The organism is Pseudonocardia broussonetiae (genome assembly GCF_013155125.1).
GTDB lineage: Bacteria > Actinomycetota > Actinomycetes > Mycobacteriales > Pseudonocardiaceae > Pseudonocardia > Pseudonocardia broussonetiae.
The window spans coordinates 2,017,059-2,030,869 of record NZ_CP053564.1; the positions used below are offsets into that span (position 1 = coordinate 2,017,059).

Consider the following 13,811-nt stretch of genomic DNA (forward strand, 5'->3'; position numbering starts at 1 on the left):
GAGATCACCATGGCTCGACACCCCGAGCTCGTCGACCGCTACCGGCGCACCGGCGCCCGGCGCCCGGAGACCCTCGCGAACCTGTGGCAGCGCGTCGCCGACGCCCATCCGGAGCGGGAGGCCGTCGTGGCCCCCGACGGCCGGATGACCTACGCCGAGCTGGCGGTCGCGTCCGACCGGATCGCCGTGGGACTGCGCGAGTCGGGCCTGCTCCCCGGGGAGCGGGTGCTCGTGCAGAGCGGGAACTCCGTCGCCACGGCGATGGCGTGGTACGGCATGCTGAAAGCGGGTCTGGTGCCGGTCTGCACCCTGCCCGCGCACCGGCACCACGAGATCGAGGCGGTCGGCCGGAGGGCCGGCGCCGCCGCACACCTCGTCCAGGAGCAGCCCCGGTTCGACGTGCACGGGTTCGCCGCGGAGATGTCCGCGGCCGTCCCCAGTCTGCGGGTCACGCTGACGCTCGGCGCCGGAGCCGGGGCCGCGGGGATCCGGATCGAGGACCTCGCCGCGGCGGGGGACCCGCACACCGCCCGCGCCGGGGTGACGGAGGTCCAGGCCGGGCTGGACCCGGACGGCATCGCGGTCCTGCAGCTGTCCGGCGGGACCACCGGCACGCCGAAGCTGATCCCGCGTCGGCACCACGAGTACTGGTACAACGCCGAGCGGTACGCCGCGGTACTGGGCTGGGACGCCCACGTCCGGGTCGCCCACCTGATGCCGATCGTGCACAACGCCGGGATCGTCTGCGGCCTGCACGCCCCGCACAGCGTCGGCGGCACGGCGGTCCTGCTGCCGCCGGACCCGGACGTCGTCCTGCCCGCCGTGGCGGCGGAACGGGTCACCGACCTCATCGCGGGCACGCCGATGGCGGCGCTGGCCCGGTCGCTCGTCGGGCAGGGGCGACACCTCGAGCGCATCGTCATCGCCGGGTCCAAGCCGCCCGAGGGCATGTTCGAGCTGTTCGAGTCGGCGGGTGTCTGGGTGGGCCAGCTCTACGGCATGGCCGAGGGGTTCTTCACCGTCACCCCGCTCGACGCGCCCCGAGCGGTCCGACGCTGGTCGGTGGGCGTGCCGATCAGCGAGTCCGACGAGGCCGCGATCCTGGGGCCGGGCACCGAGACCGAGGTGCCGGACGGCGAGGTCGGCGAGATGTGCGTGCGGGGGCCCTACACCGTCACCGGGTACTTCGACGCGCGGCCCGGCGACGAGGCGGCGGAGACCACGGCGCACAACGCGAGGGCCTTCACCTCCGAGGGCTACTACCGCACCGGCGACCTCGGCATGGTGCGGATCGAGGACGGCCACCGGTGCTACTCCATCGAGGGCCGGATCAAGGACGTCATCGACCGCGGCGGCGAGAAGATCAGCGTCGACGAGCTCGAGGCGCTGCTCGCGGGCCACCCGCGGATCGCGGAGGTCGCGGTCGTCGCCATGCCCGACCCGCGGTTGGGGGAACGGGGCTGCGCCTTCGTCGTCCCGCGTGCGGGGGAGATCCTCGCCCTGCCCGACGTCCAGGAGTACCTGGCCGGTCGCGGAGTCGCCAAGTTCAAGTGGCCGGAGCGGGTGGAGCTGGTCGACGCACTGCCGCGCACGGCCGTCGGGAAGATCGACAAGAACGCGATGCGCGCCGCCGTCGCGGGACTGGTCGAGGCACAGGCGGCCGGGAGGTGACCGGTCCGCCGCCGCAGCGCGGTCCCGGTCACGGGGTCGGCGCGGGCTCCGTCCGCGGGCGCGGTTCGACCGTGACGGGCAGTTCCTGCAGGCCGCGGAGCACCGGGTTGTAGTGCCGGACCGGCTCGCCCGCCGGTGCGAACCGGGCGACCCGCCCCGCGAGCGCCTGCACGATCGCGCGCGCCTCCAGACGCGCGAGCCCCTGGCCCGCGCACCCGTGCACGCCGTTGCCGAAGGCCAGGTGGTCGAGGGCGCCGCGGTGCAGGTCGAACCGGTCGGGGTCGGCGAACCGCCGCTCGTCGCGGTTGGCGGACCCGAAGTGCAGGCACACCCGGCTGTCGGCGGGGATCGTCGTCCCGTCGATCTCGACCTCGCACGTCGTCTCGCGGAAGAACGCCTGCACCGGTGCCTCGAGCCGGAGCGTCTCCTCGAACGCGGCCCTGCCGAGTCGGGGGTCCTCGCGGATCTCGTCCCAGACGTCCGGGCGCTCGGCGAAGATCCGCAGCATCGACCCGATCCCGTTGACCGTCGTGTCCATGCCGGCGACCAGGAAGGCGCGCATGAGCGGGAACGCCTTGTCGGCCGGGATCCGGCCCTCGTCGACGGCGTCGAGCACGGCGGCTCCCCAGCTGCCCTCGCGGAGCCGGTCGCGGGTCCCCACCTGCGCGATCCACTCGAGGAACGAGAAGAGGAACGGCAGGCGCCCCTCCAGCTCCGGCGTGAGCGGCCCGAACGTGGCGAAGGCTGCGTCCGCTCCGGGGATCAGGTTCTCGCGCCCCTCCTGGGGGACCCCGATCAGGTCGGCCACGACCTCGACCGGGAACCGCTGCGCCAGCGCGGGGACGGCGTCGAACGTCCCGAGCGGCACGACCGCGTCCACGAGCTCGACCGCCCGCTGCTCGATCGCGCCGCGCATCCTGTTGACCCCGCGCGGTCCGACCTGCTCCGACAGCACCGAGCGGAGCAGGTCGTGGTCGGGCGGGTCCGAGCTGAGGAGCCCGCCGAGCGAACCGGCGTTGAGCCGGGCCTCCAGCCCGGTCCCGCGGGCCGAGCTGAACGTCCGCCAGTCGCCCAGCGCGGCCCGGACGTCGGCGTGGCGGGACAGGAGGTAGTAGTCGTGCTCCCGCATGTGGACGGCGCCGCCGAGGTCGCGGAGCTCCCGCAGGACCGGGTACGGGTCCTCGAGGAGGTCGTGACCGAACAGGTCGACGTCCGAGGTGGGCTGGCTGCGTGTTCGACTCATCCCGGGTCTCCTGGTGGGCGGTGGTGGCAGGGTGGCCGGCGCCTCAGGAGAGCGTCGCCGCCCACTCCACGACGACCTTCGTGAACAGCTCGGGATCGAACTGGTGCATCATGTGCATCGCCGTCGGGTGGTCCTGGTAGTCGCACCGCTGGCCGGCCGCCTCGATGAGCTGCTTGGCGCGCATCGCCTGGGCGTCGGTCAGGGCCCCGAAGGCGACGTCGGTCGTCGGGACCACCGCGCGCATGTGGTGGGTGAGCAGCACCGGCGTCTTCGCCTGCGACAGCATGACGTCGTGGGGGCAGTTCAGCGCGACCGTCCCCTCGACGAACGCGCGCGCCCACTCGGGGTCGTACTCCTTCATGTTCTGCGGCGGCTGCGCCGGGTCGGGCACCATGGCCTTCACCGCGTCCGCGATCGGGGAGTTCGCGCTCGCCTCCACGAAGCCGTGCCAGTCGCCGACCGACCACTGGTCGCCGAGGTACCGGTTCCACAGCTCGAACAGCGTGCCGGCCATGTGCTGGCGGATGCTGTGGCCGAACGCCGGGACCAGCTCGGAGGAGAAGAGCGGGGCGTCCTCGACGACGGCTCCGCGGATCTGGCCCGGCATGGCGTACGCCGACAGCCACGCCGCCATCACGCCGCCGGACGAGCAGCCGGAGACGATGGTCGGCCGGCCGATGGCGAGCGCGATGAACCGGACGAGATCGCTGCCGAAGTTGTCGAGGCTGTAGCGGCGCGGGGTCCACGAGCTGCGTCCCTGCCCCCGCATGTCGACGGCGAAGACGTGGAAGTGCTCGGCGAGCATCCCGATCGACGGTTCGTAGCTCCACCACGAACCGGTCTGCTCCGGGACGAGCAGCAGCGCGGGGCTGTCGGGGGAGCCCGCCTCCGCGTAGTTCATGGTGATCTCGCCGAGGTCGACCTGCTTCTCGGCGAAGGCGTGCGGGACGAAGGTGTCGTCGGACGGGACGTGGGTCATCGTGCGTTCTCCTTTGAACGGTCTTCCGTGCGTCGTCGGTCGTCGGCCTCGGCCGCATCCCACCGCGCGGCGAGCCCGACGTACTCGGTGATCAGCTCGGGGCGGTCGACCGCGCCGTCGCTCATCACGTCCTCGGGGCGCGCGCCCTGCAGGATCCGCTTGATCGGCACCTCCAGCTTCTTCCCGGTCCTGGTGTGCGGGATGGCGGCCACGACGTGGAACTCGTCGGGCACGTGCCGCGGCGACCCCTCGGTGCGCAGCCTGTGCCGCAGGACGTCGATCGCCTGCTCGTCGAGGACCTGACCGGGGTGCGGCACCAGGAACATCGGCATCCGGTACGTCCCGTCGCCGCGCTCGACGCCGACGACCAGCGCCTCGGCCACCCCGCCCGGCCCCTCGACGATCTGGTACAGGTCGGCCGAGCCGATCCGCACGCCGTTGCGGTTGAGGGTCGCGTCGGAGCGCCCGTGCACGACGAACGAGCCGCGGGCGGTGTGGGTGGCCCAGTCGCCGTGGCGCCAGACCCCCGGGAAGGTGTCGAAGTAGGCGGCGCGGTACCGGGAGCCGTCGGGGTCGTCCCAGAAGGCGACCGGCATGCTCGGCATCGGGAGCGTGACGACCAGCTCGCCCACGGCGTCGCGCACGGGCCTGCCGCTCCCGTCGACGGCCGCCGCCGCCGTGCCCAGCACCGGGCCGGAGATCTCGCCGGGCACGACCGGGAGCGGCGGCGCGCCGCTGACGAACGCGGCGACGACGTCGGTGCCGCCGCTGCTCGAGATCACCGGCACGGACGGCGAGACGGCCTCGCGCACCCAGGCGTTCAGCCCGGCGGGTGCGGGCGCTCCGCTGACCATGATCCGCGCGAGCCGCGGGAACCCGTGGCGCTCGCCCGGCCGCAGGCCCTGCGACGAGCAGGCCAGCAGGTGCCCGGGGCTGGTGCCGAACACGGTGACGCCCTCGTCGGCGACGATCTGCCACAGCCGGTCGGCCGTCGGGAAAGGTGGGGCTGCCCTCGTACGTCACGGCGGTGACGCCCGAGAGCAGGCTGGAGACGACGCTGTTCCACAGCATCCAGTTGGTCGTGGTGTACCAGAAGAAGGTGTCGCCCGGCCCCAGGTCGTTCTGCAGCGCGGTGGAGGCGAGGCTCATCGCGACCACGCCGCCGTGGCCGTGCACGATCCCCTTCGGGACGCCGGTCGTGCCGGAGGAGAACAGGACCCACAGCGGGTGGTCGGCGGGCACCTGCTCGGTGACGAGCTCCGCCGTCGAGTCCGGGGAGCAGACGTCGCCCCAGCGCTCGTGGGGCACGGGGCCGAAGGCGCCCGGCCCGACGTCGAGCCCGGGCCGCGACACGGTGACCACTGCGCGCACCCCGAGCTCCTCGACGAGCGCGGCGACCTCCGTGCGCCGGTCGTGCACCTTCCCGGCGAAGGCGTACGCGGTGGCGGCCACCAGCACGGCGGGCTCGAGCTGCCGCAGCCTGCCCGCCGCGGCCGGGACCCCGTAGTCCGGCGCGCATCCCGCCCAGACCGCCCCGAGCGCCGCCGTGGCGAGGAACGCGACGACGGACTCCTGCGCGTTGGGCAGGTAGCCGACGACCCGGTCGCCCTTCCGGACGCCGAGGCGCCGCAGCGCCGACGCGACGCCGGCCACGGCCGACCGCAGCTGCGACCAGCTCAGCTCGGTGCGTCCGCCGTCCTCGGCGATCGAGACGAGCGCGGCGCCGGGCCGGTCGGCGAACCGCAGCACCTGGTCGACGTAGTTGAGGCGGGCGCCGTCGAACCACCGGGCTCCGGGCATCGTGCGGCGGTCGAGGACCGACCGGTACGGCACCGACGCGACGACGCCGAGCTGGTCCCAGACCTCCGCCCAGAACTGCTCCGGTTCGGTGACGGACCACTCGTGCAGCTGCCAGTAGTCGTCCAGGACGATGCCGTGCCGCCGGGCGGCCCGGGCGCCGAACTCCCCGATCCTCGTGCCGCGGGCCAACGGTGCCTCGGCGAGTCCCTCGGGTGCCACGGGTCCGCTCATGACGAGTGCGCGCCCGCCATCAGCGCGGCCAGGTCGTCCGGGCGCAGGAAGGACGCCGGCGGCGGCGGGCCCCACTCGTACAGCGCCCGCACCCCCTCCCACACCTCGGGCTTCCACAGGGCGTCGTCCACGATGCAGTCGATGTCGGAGCTGTACTCGGAGAAGTTGCCGGCCGGGTCCCTGAGGTACCAGAAGAAGTTCGAGCCGACGGCGTGGCGTCCGAGGCCCCAGACGTGGCGCGCGGGGTCGGCGGCGAGCATGGAACGGGCTCCGCGGCCGATCTCGTCGACGTCGTCGACCATCCACGACGTGTGGTGGAGGAACGACACCGGTGCCTTCTGCACGAGGAGGTTGTGGTGGTCGGTCGAGCACCGCAGGAACGCCGCGACGTCGGACACGCGATCACTAGTCCGGAACCCGATGCCCTCGACGAAGAACCGCTCGGTCGCGGCGTAGTCGGTCGTGCCCACGACGACGTGGCCCAGCTTGCGCGGCCTGACGGGCCCCTCGCGCAGGACGGCCTCCGCACGCGCGTTCGTGCGCACGGGTCGCCCCGGCGCGTTGTAGTGCTGCGCCGGAGCGGGCGCGGACTCGATGCGGCCGGCGATCGAGACGTGGACCACGACACCGGTCCCCGGGTCGACGGCGGAGATCCGTCCTCCGGTCCGTTCGAAGGCCACCCCGATCCGCCGCAGGTTGCCGGCGACCCGGTCCAGGTCGTCGGGGTCGTCGGCACCGACACCGAGGTCCAGGAGCCGTCGCACGTCCGTGCGCCGGAGCGCGAGCTGCTCGCCACCGTCCTGCGTGCCGAAGCGCGCCACCGGGTCGCCGGCGTCCGCCGCGATCCGCGTCAGCCCGAACTCGGAGTAGTACCGGGCCGTCGCTGCGACGTCGGGGACGCCGATGGTGATGCCGGTCAGTCGGTGCAGTGCCATGGCGGTCCCTGTCCTCGCTCGGTCGGTCGGTCGGGCTCTACGTGGCCTGCACGCACACCTGGCGCAGGCTGCCGATCCCACCGATGGTGGTCTCGACGACGTCGCCCTCCGCGAGGAACCACGGCGGCTTCCGCGCTCCGCCGACCCCCGCCGGCGTGCCCGTGAAGATCACGTCGCCGGGGAACAGCTCCAGCACCGACGACAGGTGCGCGACGAGCGCGGGCACGGAGAAGACCAGCTGCCCGGTCGAGCTCGACTGGACGGTCCGGCCGTTGACCGTGCACGCGATCGGGATCCGGTCGCGGTCCGCGAGCTCGTCCGGGGTGACGAGCCAGGGACCCTGCGGGGCGAAGCCGGCGAAGGACTTGCCGAGCGAGAACTGCGGCGCCGGGCCGGCGAGCTGGACCGTCCGCTCGGAGAAGTCCTGTCCGACGGTCAGCCCGGCGACGTGCGACCACGCGTCCTCGATCGCGACGTCGCGGGCGGCCCTCCCGATCACGACGACGAGCTCCGCCTCCCAGTCGACGGTCTCCCCGGCCAGCACGAGGTCCCCCACCGGCCCGGCGAAGCTGCCGACGAACTTCGTGAAGACCGTCGGCGCCTCGGGGAGGGTGAGACCCGACTCGACGACGTGGTCCCGGTAGTTGAGCCCGATGGCGAACACCTGCCGCGGGGCGGGTGACGGCGCATCGAGCTCGGCGAGCTCGACCCCGTCGCCGTGGGCCGGGTAGTCGACGTCGGCCGTCGCGTGCCAGCGGACCACCTCGTCCCAGGCGTCGAAGACGTCCCGCGGGTCGGGGCCGAACCGTCCGCCGCTCGCCGTGGCGAGGTCGATCACCGCGGTGGCGTCGGGCGACACCAGAACCGCTCGTCCCGCTCTCGAACCGACGCGCATCCGTGCCTGCCTCTCGTCCGGTGTGGCGCCCACGCAACCACGGTGACGTTCGGCAAGTCAATGCTATTTCGAAATTCGGTGAGCACGTCGGTCGGCGGCGATGTTTCGACATCATCGACTACAGTGCGTCGCATGGCACGGGCGAGCTCCGGCTCCGACACGAGGGCGGGCGCGGTGCTGCGCCGGTTGCGCGGGGACATCCTCAACGGACGCCTCGCGCCGGGGTCGAAGCTCGGTTTCGCCGAGCTGGGCGAGCGCTACGAGGTCAGCACCGGGGTGCTCCGCGAGGTGCTGCCCCGCCTGGTCGAGCAGGGTCTGGCGACCTCGGAGGCCCAGCTGGGCTTCCGCGTCGTCGACGTGTCGGTCGACAAGCTCATGCAGCTCACCGACGCGCGGGTCGTGCTCGAGAGCATCGTGATCAGGGACGCGATCGCCACGGGCGACATCGCCTGGGAGTCCGAGGTCGTGGCGAGGCACCACACCCTGGAGCGGGTCGGGCGCACGGTCACCGGCGACGAGGTCTCCGACGCCTGGCACGCGGCGCACGAGGCCTTCCACCTCGCGATCCTCGCCGGCTGCGGCAACAGCTACCTCTACGGAGCCGCCGCGCGCCTGCGGTCGATCTCGGTGGTCTACCGGTGCTGGTCCACAGCGGAGCACCGTCGGACGCACCGTGACGTCGAGGGCGAGCACCGCGCGATCATGCAGGCCACGATCGGGCGTGACGCCGATCTGGCGGTCCGCCTCGGCGAGCGCCACATCCGCCTCACCACCGAGCTGCTGATCGCGTCCCGGCCGGCCGCTGCGCCGGTCTGACCGGGTCGCGCCCGCGCACCGCGCGGGCGATGGCGAGCGTCGCGGTGCGGATCGCGACCCGGTGGGCGATCTGCGTCCCGTCCGGACCGGGGGCCACCAGCGAGATCGCGCCGATCACCGTTCCCGCAGCGCCCGGGATCGGGGCGGCGACCGTGGAGATGACGTCCGGGCCACCCGTCACGGGGTTGGAGGCGGTGAGGGCGCAGACACCTTCCCTGCGGACCATCGCCAGGAGGTCCCGCAGCCGGTCCGGTTCCGCGGCCCGGGCCAGGCACCCCTGCCGCACGTCGTCGGGCGCGCCGGAAAGCAGCGCGATCCCGATGCCGGTCTCGCCGAGGGGGATCCGGCCCCCGACCCGGTACTTGACCGGCGTCGCGTCCGCGGCGCTGAGCCGCTCGACCAGCACGCCCTCGTCGCCCTCCCGCACCGCCAGCAGGATGTGCTGGCGGGTGACGTGGTGCAGGTCCTCCATCACCGGCAGCGCCGCGGCACGGAGCCCGTGCCCGCGGGGCGCCAACGAGGCGATCTCGAGCAGCCCGAGCCCGACGACGAACTCGCCGTCCTCGCGACGCTCGAGCGCCCCGACGTGCACGAGCTGGCCCGCGATCCGCAGCACCGTGCTCTTCGGCAGGCCGGAGCGCGCGGCGAGCGCCTGCAGCGAGAGGCTCTCACCGGCGGCGGCGAAGGTCCGCAGCAACCGGAACGCCCGGTCGACGATCGGCTCGCCGACGGGCGGGCGCCCCGACGGTCGCGGAGCGCTCTCCGTGCCACTCATCGGAATCTCCCGCGCGGGTGAGCCATGGCGCGCCGATCCTACGCAGGTGCCCGACTCGCCGAGCCCGACCTCGAACGCCCCGGTCCTGATCGCCGGAGGCGGCCCCGCCGGGCTCGCCACGGCCGCGGAGCTGGCGCACCACGGCATCCGCTCGGTCCTGGTCGAGCCGCGCGCAGCCGTCTCCCACTCGCGGCCGCGCGCCAAGACGACGAGCGCCCGCACCATGGAGATCCTCCGCCGGTGGGGGGTCGCGGACACCCTGCGCGAGCGGGCGCCGCTCACGCCGGCGTGGTCCCGGACGGTGGTGTTCTGCGAGACCCTCGACGGCGAGGTCGTCACCCGCTTCGACGACGTCTTCGGGCTGCGCGCCGAGCCGGGCGACCTCGTCGCCGAAGGGGGACAGCAGGTGGCGCAGCCCGTCGTCGAGGAGGTGCTGCGCGAGCACCTGCTCTCGACCGGGCTCGTCGACCTGCGGCTCGGCGAGCGGGTCACGGCGCTGCGCGCGACCGGCGACGCGGTCACCTGCGAGATCGAGCGCGCGGACGGATCGACCTACCGGGCCGGGGCGTCGTACGTCGTCGGCTGCGACGGCGCGAAGGGCGTCACGCGCGACGCCATCGGCGCCACGCTGGTGGGGTCGTCGGCGACCCGCTCGAACCTGAACACCGTCTTCCGCGCTCCCGGGCTGCGCCCCGCGATGGGCGACGCCGTCCACTACTGGGTGATCGGCCCGGAGGTGAAGGCGACCATGGGCCGGCTCGACCTCGAGGGGACCTGGTGGGCGGGGCTCGGCGGGGTCGACGCCACGTGCACCCCGGAGCGCGCGGTGGAGCTGATCTCCGCCCTGACCGGGCAGCCGGGAACCGACATCGAGCTCCTCGCCACCGACCCCTGGGTCCCGCGGGCGCTGATCGCGGACCGGTGGGCCGCCGGCCGTGTCTTCCTCGCGGGCGAGAGCGCGCACGTGAACCCGCCGTTCGGGGGCCACGGCTTCAACACCTGTGTCGGCGACGCGGTCAACATCGGCTGGAAGCTCGCCGCCGTCCTGCACGGCTGGGCCGATCCCGGACTCCTCGACTCCTACGAGGTCGAGCGGCGGGACGTCGCGCAGCGCACGATCGACTCCGCGGTGCGCAACATGGCGTCGTCCGGCGCCGGGATCGCACGGACCGCCGAGCGCATCCAGGAGACCAAGTTCGAGGAGTTCCACTCGCTGGGCCTGGTGCTCGGCTACACCTACCACGGCTCGCCCGCGGTCGTCGGCGCCGGCGACGCCCCGCCGGTCGACGTGGTGACCTACACCCCGTCGACGACGCCCGGCTCCCGCCTGCCGCACACCTGGATCGGACCGGGCCACTCGCTCTTCGACGACCTCGGCCGCGGGTTCACGCTCCTCTGCCCGCCGGGAGCCGACCCCGCCGACGCCACGACGTTCGCGGCCGGGGCAGCGGTGCTGCGCGTCCCGCTCACCGTGCTGCCCGCCCCCACCGCGCTGGCGCACGAGCCGTACCTCCTGGTCCGCCCCGACCAGCACATCGCCTGGCGCGGCGAGCAGCCGGACGCCTCCGTGCTCACGCGCGTGCTCGGCCGGCCCCCGGCCACCGCGCAGAGGAGCTGATCCCGTGTCCGTCAGGAGACGCCGCGGAAGAAGGTGCGGATGTCCTCCGCGAGCAGCTCCGGCACCTCCATCGCGGGGAAGTGGCCGCCCTCGGTGAACTCGCTCCAGTGGTCGGCCGCCTTCCCCGGGTCCATCGCGCGGCGCAGGAGCGGATGGGCGTCGAACACGGCGTACCCGTACGGCACGCCGGACGGCATGAGGATGTCGAGCCCGGAGTGCTCGGACTCGTAGTAGAACTGCGCGCTCGACGCCCCGCTGCGGGTGAACCAGTACAGGCTGATGGTGGTGAGCAGCTGGTCGCGGTCGACCGACTCGTCCGGCGTCCGGTGGTCCCCGGCGGCCCTGCTCCGGAACTTCTCGGCGATCCACGCGAGCAGGCCGACCGGCGAGTCGGTGAGCGCCGGGCCGATGGTGTCGGGACGGTGGTTCTGCACCTCGAGGTACCCGCGGTCGGCCGCGTCCTCGGCGCGCACCGCCTCGATCCGGGCGATCTCGTCGTCGGACAGGCCGGCCGGGTACGGGAACTTGTCCCCGACCAGCCCGAGCCACCGGGGGTCGGCGCCGAGGTGCGCGCCGATGACGCGCTCCGGGTGCAGCGCGGCGAGGCGGCCGGTGGTACCCGCACCGGCGTCGGTGCCGTGGGCCGCGAACCTCTCGTAGCCCAGCCTCGTCATGATCTCGGCGCAGGCGTCGGTCGTCCGCGCCAGCTCCCAGCCGGTCCCCGACAGCGGGGTGGAGAACCCGAAACCGGGCGGCGACGGGATGACCACGTGGAACGCGTCGGTCAGCAGCGGGACGAGCCGCTGGTACTCGACGAACGAGCCCGGCCAGCCGTGGTTCAGGACCAGCGGGGTGGCCTGCGGGTCGGCCGACCGCACGTGGACGACGTGGAAGGTCTGGCCGTCGACGACCGTCGTGAGCTGCTCGTACGCGTTGAGCTCCGCCTCCTGCGCCCGCCAGTCGAACCCGTCGCGCCAGTACGCGGCGAGCTCCTGGAGGTACGCCTGCGGGATGCCGCGGCTGAAGTCGGTGCGGTCGTCGCGGCCCGGCACGGGGAACGGCCAGCGCGTGTGCGCCAGCCGGTCGCGCAGGTCGTCGACGTCGGCCTGCGGGACGTCGATGCGGAACGGCGTGAGTGCGGTGTCCTCGGTCATGACGACGACGGTGTCAGGAGATGCGGCAGAGAAGCTTCCGCAATGGCTGGGAGGATCGGGCCGTGCTGGAGACCTCCGCCCGCCTGCTCGAACTGCTGTCGCTGCTCCAGCTCCGGCGCGACCGGACGAGCTCCGAGCTCGCCGATCGGCTCGGCGTGAGCACGAGGACCGTGCGCGCCGACGTCGCCAGGCTGCGGTCGCTCGGCTATCCCGTGGACGCGCGTCCCGGCGCCGCGGGCGGGTACCGGCTGGCCGCCGGGACGGCCATGCCGCCGCTCCTGCTCGACGACGACGAGGCCGTCGCCGTCGCCGTCGGACTGGGTGCGGTCGCGACGCAGAGGCTCGGGGTCGAGGAGACCTCGCTGACCGCGCTCGCGAAGCTGGAGCAGGTGCTGCCCGCGCGCCTGCGCCGGCGCGTCGAGGCGGTGCGCGGATCGACGAGCGTCGTCCCCGGGGTCGAGCGGCCGCTCGACCTCTCGGTCCTGGGTGCGGTCGCCGCCGCGGTCCGCGGCCACGAGCGGCTCCGGTTCGGGTACACGAAGTCCGGGGGCGGCGACGGGGCCCGCCACGTCGAACCGCAGCGGCTGGTGTGCTGGGGGCGGCTCTGGTACCTGCTCGCGTGGGACCTCGACCGTGACGACTGGCGGGTCTTCCGCGTCGACCGCATGGTCCCGCACGCACCGACGGGCGCGCGGTTCGCGCCGCGCGCGTTCCCGGAGGACGCCGTCGTCGCGTACGTCGTCGGACGCGTCAGCACGGCGGCGTGGACGTACCGCGCCCGGGTGCTCGTGCACGCCCCCGCCGCCGAGGTCGCCGCGACGATCCCCGCCGTGGTCGACGTCGAGGTGGTCGACGCGTCCACCTGCCGTGTCGAGCTGGGTGCCGGCGACCCGGATCGGCTCGCGCTGGTGCTGGCGCAGCTCGGCGTCGACGTCGAGGTGGTCGACGGGGACGAGCTCGCGGCGGCGTTCGACCGCCTCGCGACGAGGTTCCGCCGCGCGGCGGGTGGCACGACCGCGACCCGTGCGAGCGGGTCCTCCGCAGCGCACGGGTCGGGGGGACGGCACGGGTCTCGGTGAGGGGCCGCACGACGCCCTACCGCGGCGACTCCTCCACGGCTCGTGCGGGCGTGCGTCCGGCCTGAGCCGACGGGCTCCGCGGGCCGGCGAGGGCGCCGAAGCCCACGGCCAGCAGGACCCAGACGACCACCCCGAGTGCCGGGATGTTGCCGATGTTCGCGATCGGGAACGCCAGGCCGCCGAGACCGATCAGGGCCACCACCCAGCGCGGCGCGACCCGGCGCAGCGCGACCGCGCACAGCAGCAGCACAAGCGGGAACGCGAGCCCGAGGGGCTTGATCAGGACGGCCGCGCCGCCCTGGTCGACCAGGGACACGTCGCCGAGCCCGACGTGGATCGCGTCGAAGCCGTAGGCGACGTTGCCGGCGACCCCGATCGAGCCGACGACCAGCAGCACCGCGGCGATGCCGTCGGACGCCCAGGTCGCGACCCGCACGACGACGAGGGTGAAGGCGAGCGCGCCGAGCACGTGGAAGACCGCGCCGGCGGGGTCGGACTCCCATCCGCCCAGCGCGTACAGGACGGCGGAGACCAGGGAGAGTGCGGGCGCGACGACGAGCGAGGCGGTCAGCAGCCGGTCGACGTGCGAGCCGGGGACGGTGTTCACGGTGGACC

Annotated in this window: 12 protein-coding genes and 1 pseudogene; 4 read left to right on the forward strand and 9 right to left on the reverse strand. The window is 73.9% G+C overall.

All coding sequences use genetic code 11. The features are described from left to right. The first annotated feature begins 9 nt into the window (after positions 1-9). Positions 10-1,671 (forward strand): AMP-binding protein, encoded by a 1,662-nt coding sequence (locus HOP40_RS09940; RefSeq protein WP_172156947.1) that lies wholly within the window; start codon positions 10-12, stop codon positions 1,669-1,671. A 28-nt stretch (positions 1,672-1,699) separates the two neighbouring features. On the opposite strand, the gene HOP40_RS09945 is transcribed toward HOP40_RS09940, so the two are convergent. The 6 genes and pseudogenes from HOP40_RS09945 to HOP40_RS09965 form a co-directional block, all read right to left on the reverse strand. Continuing rightward, positions 1,700-2,914: a cytochrome P450 gene (locus HOP40_RS09945; protein WP_172156949.1), complete on the reverse strand. Its 1,215-nt coding sequence runs from the start codon at positions 2,912-2,914 to the stop codon at positions 1,700-1,702. A 43-nt stretch (positions 2,915-2,957) separates the two neighbouring features. After that, positions 2,958-3,893, reverse strand: coding sequence for an alpha/beta hydrolase (locus HOP40_RS09950; protein WP_172156951.1), 936 nt, complete (start codon positions 3,891-3,893; stop codon positions 2,958-2,960). After that, a complete protein-coding gene (locus HOP40_RS35400; RefSeq protein ID WP_205347143.1) occupies positions 3,890-4,840 on the reverse strand; it encodes an AMP-binding enzyme in 951 nt (316 codons plus the stop codon). The genes HOP40_RS09950 and HOP40_RS35400 overlap by 4 nt, the downstream gene beginning before the upstream one ends. A 103-nt stretch (positions 4,841-4,943) precedes the next feature. Beyond that, positions 4,944-5,924, reverse strand: a pseudogene (locus tag HOP40_RS36755) (AMP-binding protein); the annotation flags it as partial. Further along, the gene (locus HOP40_RS09960) at positions 5,921-6,859 is read right to left on the reverse strand and encodes a VOC family protein (RefSeq protein ID WP_172156953.1); all 939 of its coding nucleotides are present in this window, start codon (positions 6,857-6,859) and stop codon (positions 5,921-5,923) included. The pseudogene HOP40_RS36755 and the gene HOP40_RS09960, both read right to left, overlap by 4 nt. 37 nt (positions 6,860-6,896) lie before the next feature. Then, entirely contained in the window at positions 6,897-7,718 is an 822-nt protein-coding gene (locus HOP40_RS09965) for a fumarylacetoacetate hydrolase family protein (RefSeq protein ID WP_338053054.1), read from the reverse strand. Positions 7,719-7,886: 168 nt separating this feature from the next. Between HOP40_RS09965 and HOP40_RS09970 the strand changes: the two genes are divergently transcribed. Then, on the forward strand, positions 7,887-8,570 hold the full coding sequence (locus HOP40_RS09970) for an FCD domain-containing protein (RefSeq protein WP_172156955.1): 684 nt from the start codon (positions 7,887-7,889) through the stop codon (positions 8,568-8,570). On the opposite strand, the gene HOP40_RS09975 is transcribed toward HOP40_RS09970, so the two are convergent. Further along, complete coding sequence (locus HOP40_RS09975) at positions 8,521-9,345, reverse strand: IclR family transcriptional regulator (protein ID WP_172156957.1); 825 nt, start codon at positions 9,343-9,345, stop codon at positions 8,521-8,523. The two genes, HOP40_RS09970 and HOP40_RS09975, sit on opposite strands and share 50 nt — an antisense overlap. Before the next feature lie 46 nt (positions 9,346-9,391). Here HOP40_RS09975 and HOP40_RS09980 point away from each other — a divergent pair, with 46 nt between their 5' ends. After that, positions 9,392-10,963, forward strand: a complete 1,572-nt coding sequence (locus tag HOP40_RS09980; protein WP_172156959.1) for an FAD-dependent monooxygenase — start codon at positions 9,392-9,394, stop codon at positions 10,961-10,963. Positions 10,964-10,974: 11 nt separating this feature from the next. On the opposite strand, the gene HOP40_RS09985 is transcribed toward HOP40_RS09980, so the two are convergent. Next, a complete protein-coding gene (locus HOP40_RS09985) occupies positions 10,975-12,117 on the reverse strand; it encodes an epoxide hydrolase family protein (RefSeq protein ID WP_172156961.1) in 1,143 nt (380 codons plus the stop codon). 62 nt (positions 12,118-12,179) lie between these two features. Between HOP40_RS09985 and HOP40_RS09990 the strand changes: the two genes are divergently transcribed. Then, a complete protein-coding gene (locus tag HOP40_RS09990; protein ID WP_172156963.1) occupies positions 12,180-13,196 on the forward strand; it encodes a helix-turn-helix transcriptional regulator in 1,017 nt (338 codons plus the stop codon). A gap of 16 nt (positions 13,197-13,212) precedes the next feature. On the opposite strand, the gene HOP40_RS09995 is transcribed toward HOP40_RS09990, so the two are convergent. Beyond that, positions 13,213-13,803 (reverse strand): hypothetical protein, encoded by a 591-nt coding sequence (locus HOP40_RS09995; protein WP_172156965.1) that lies wholly within the window; start codon positions 13,801-13,803, stop codon positions 13,213-13,215. Positions 13,804-13,811: the final 8 nt, after the last annotated feature.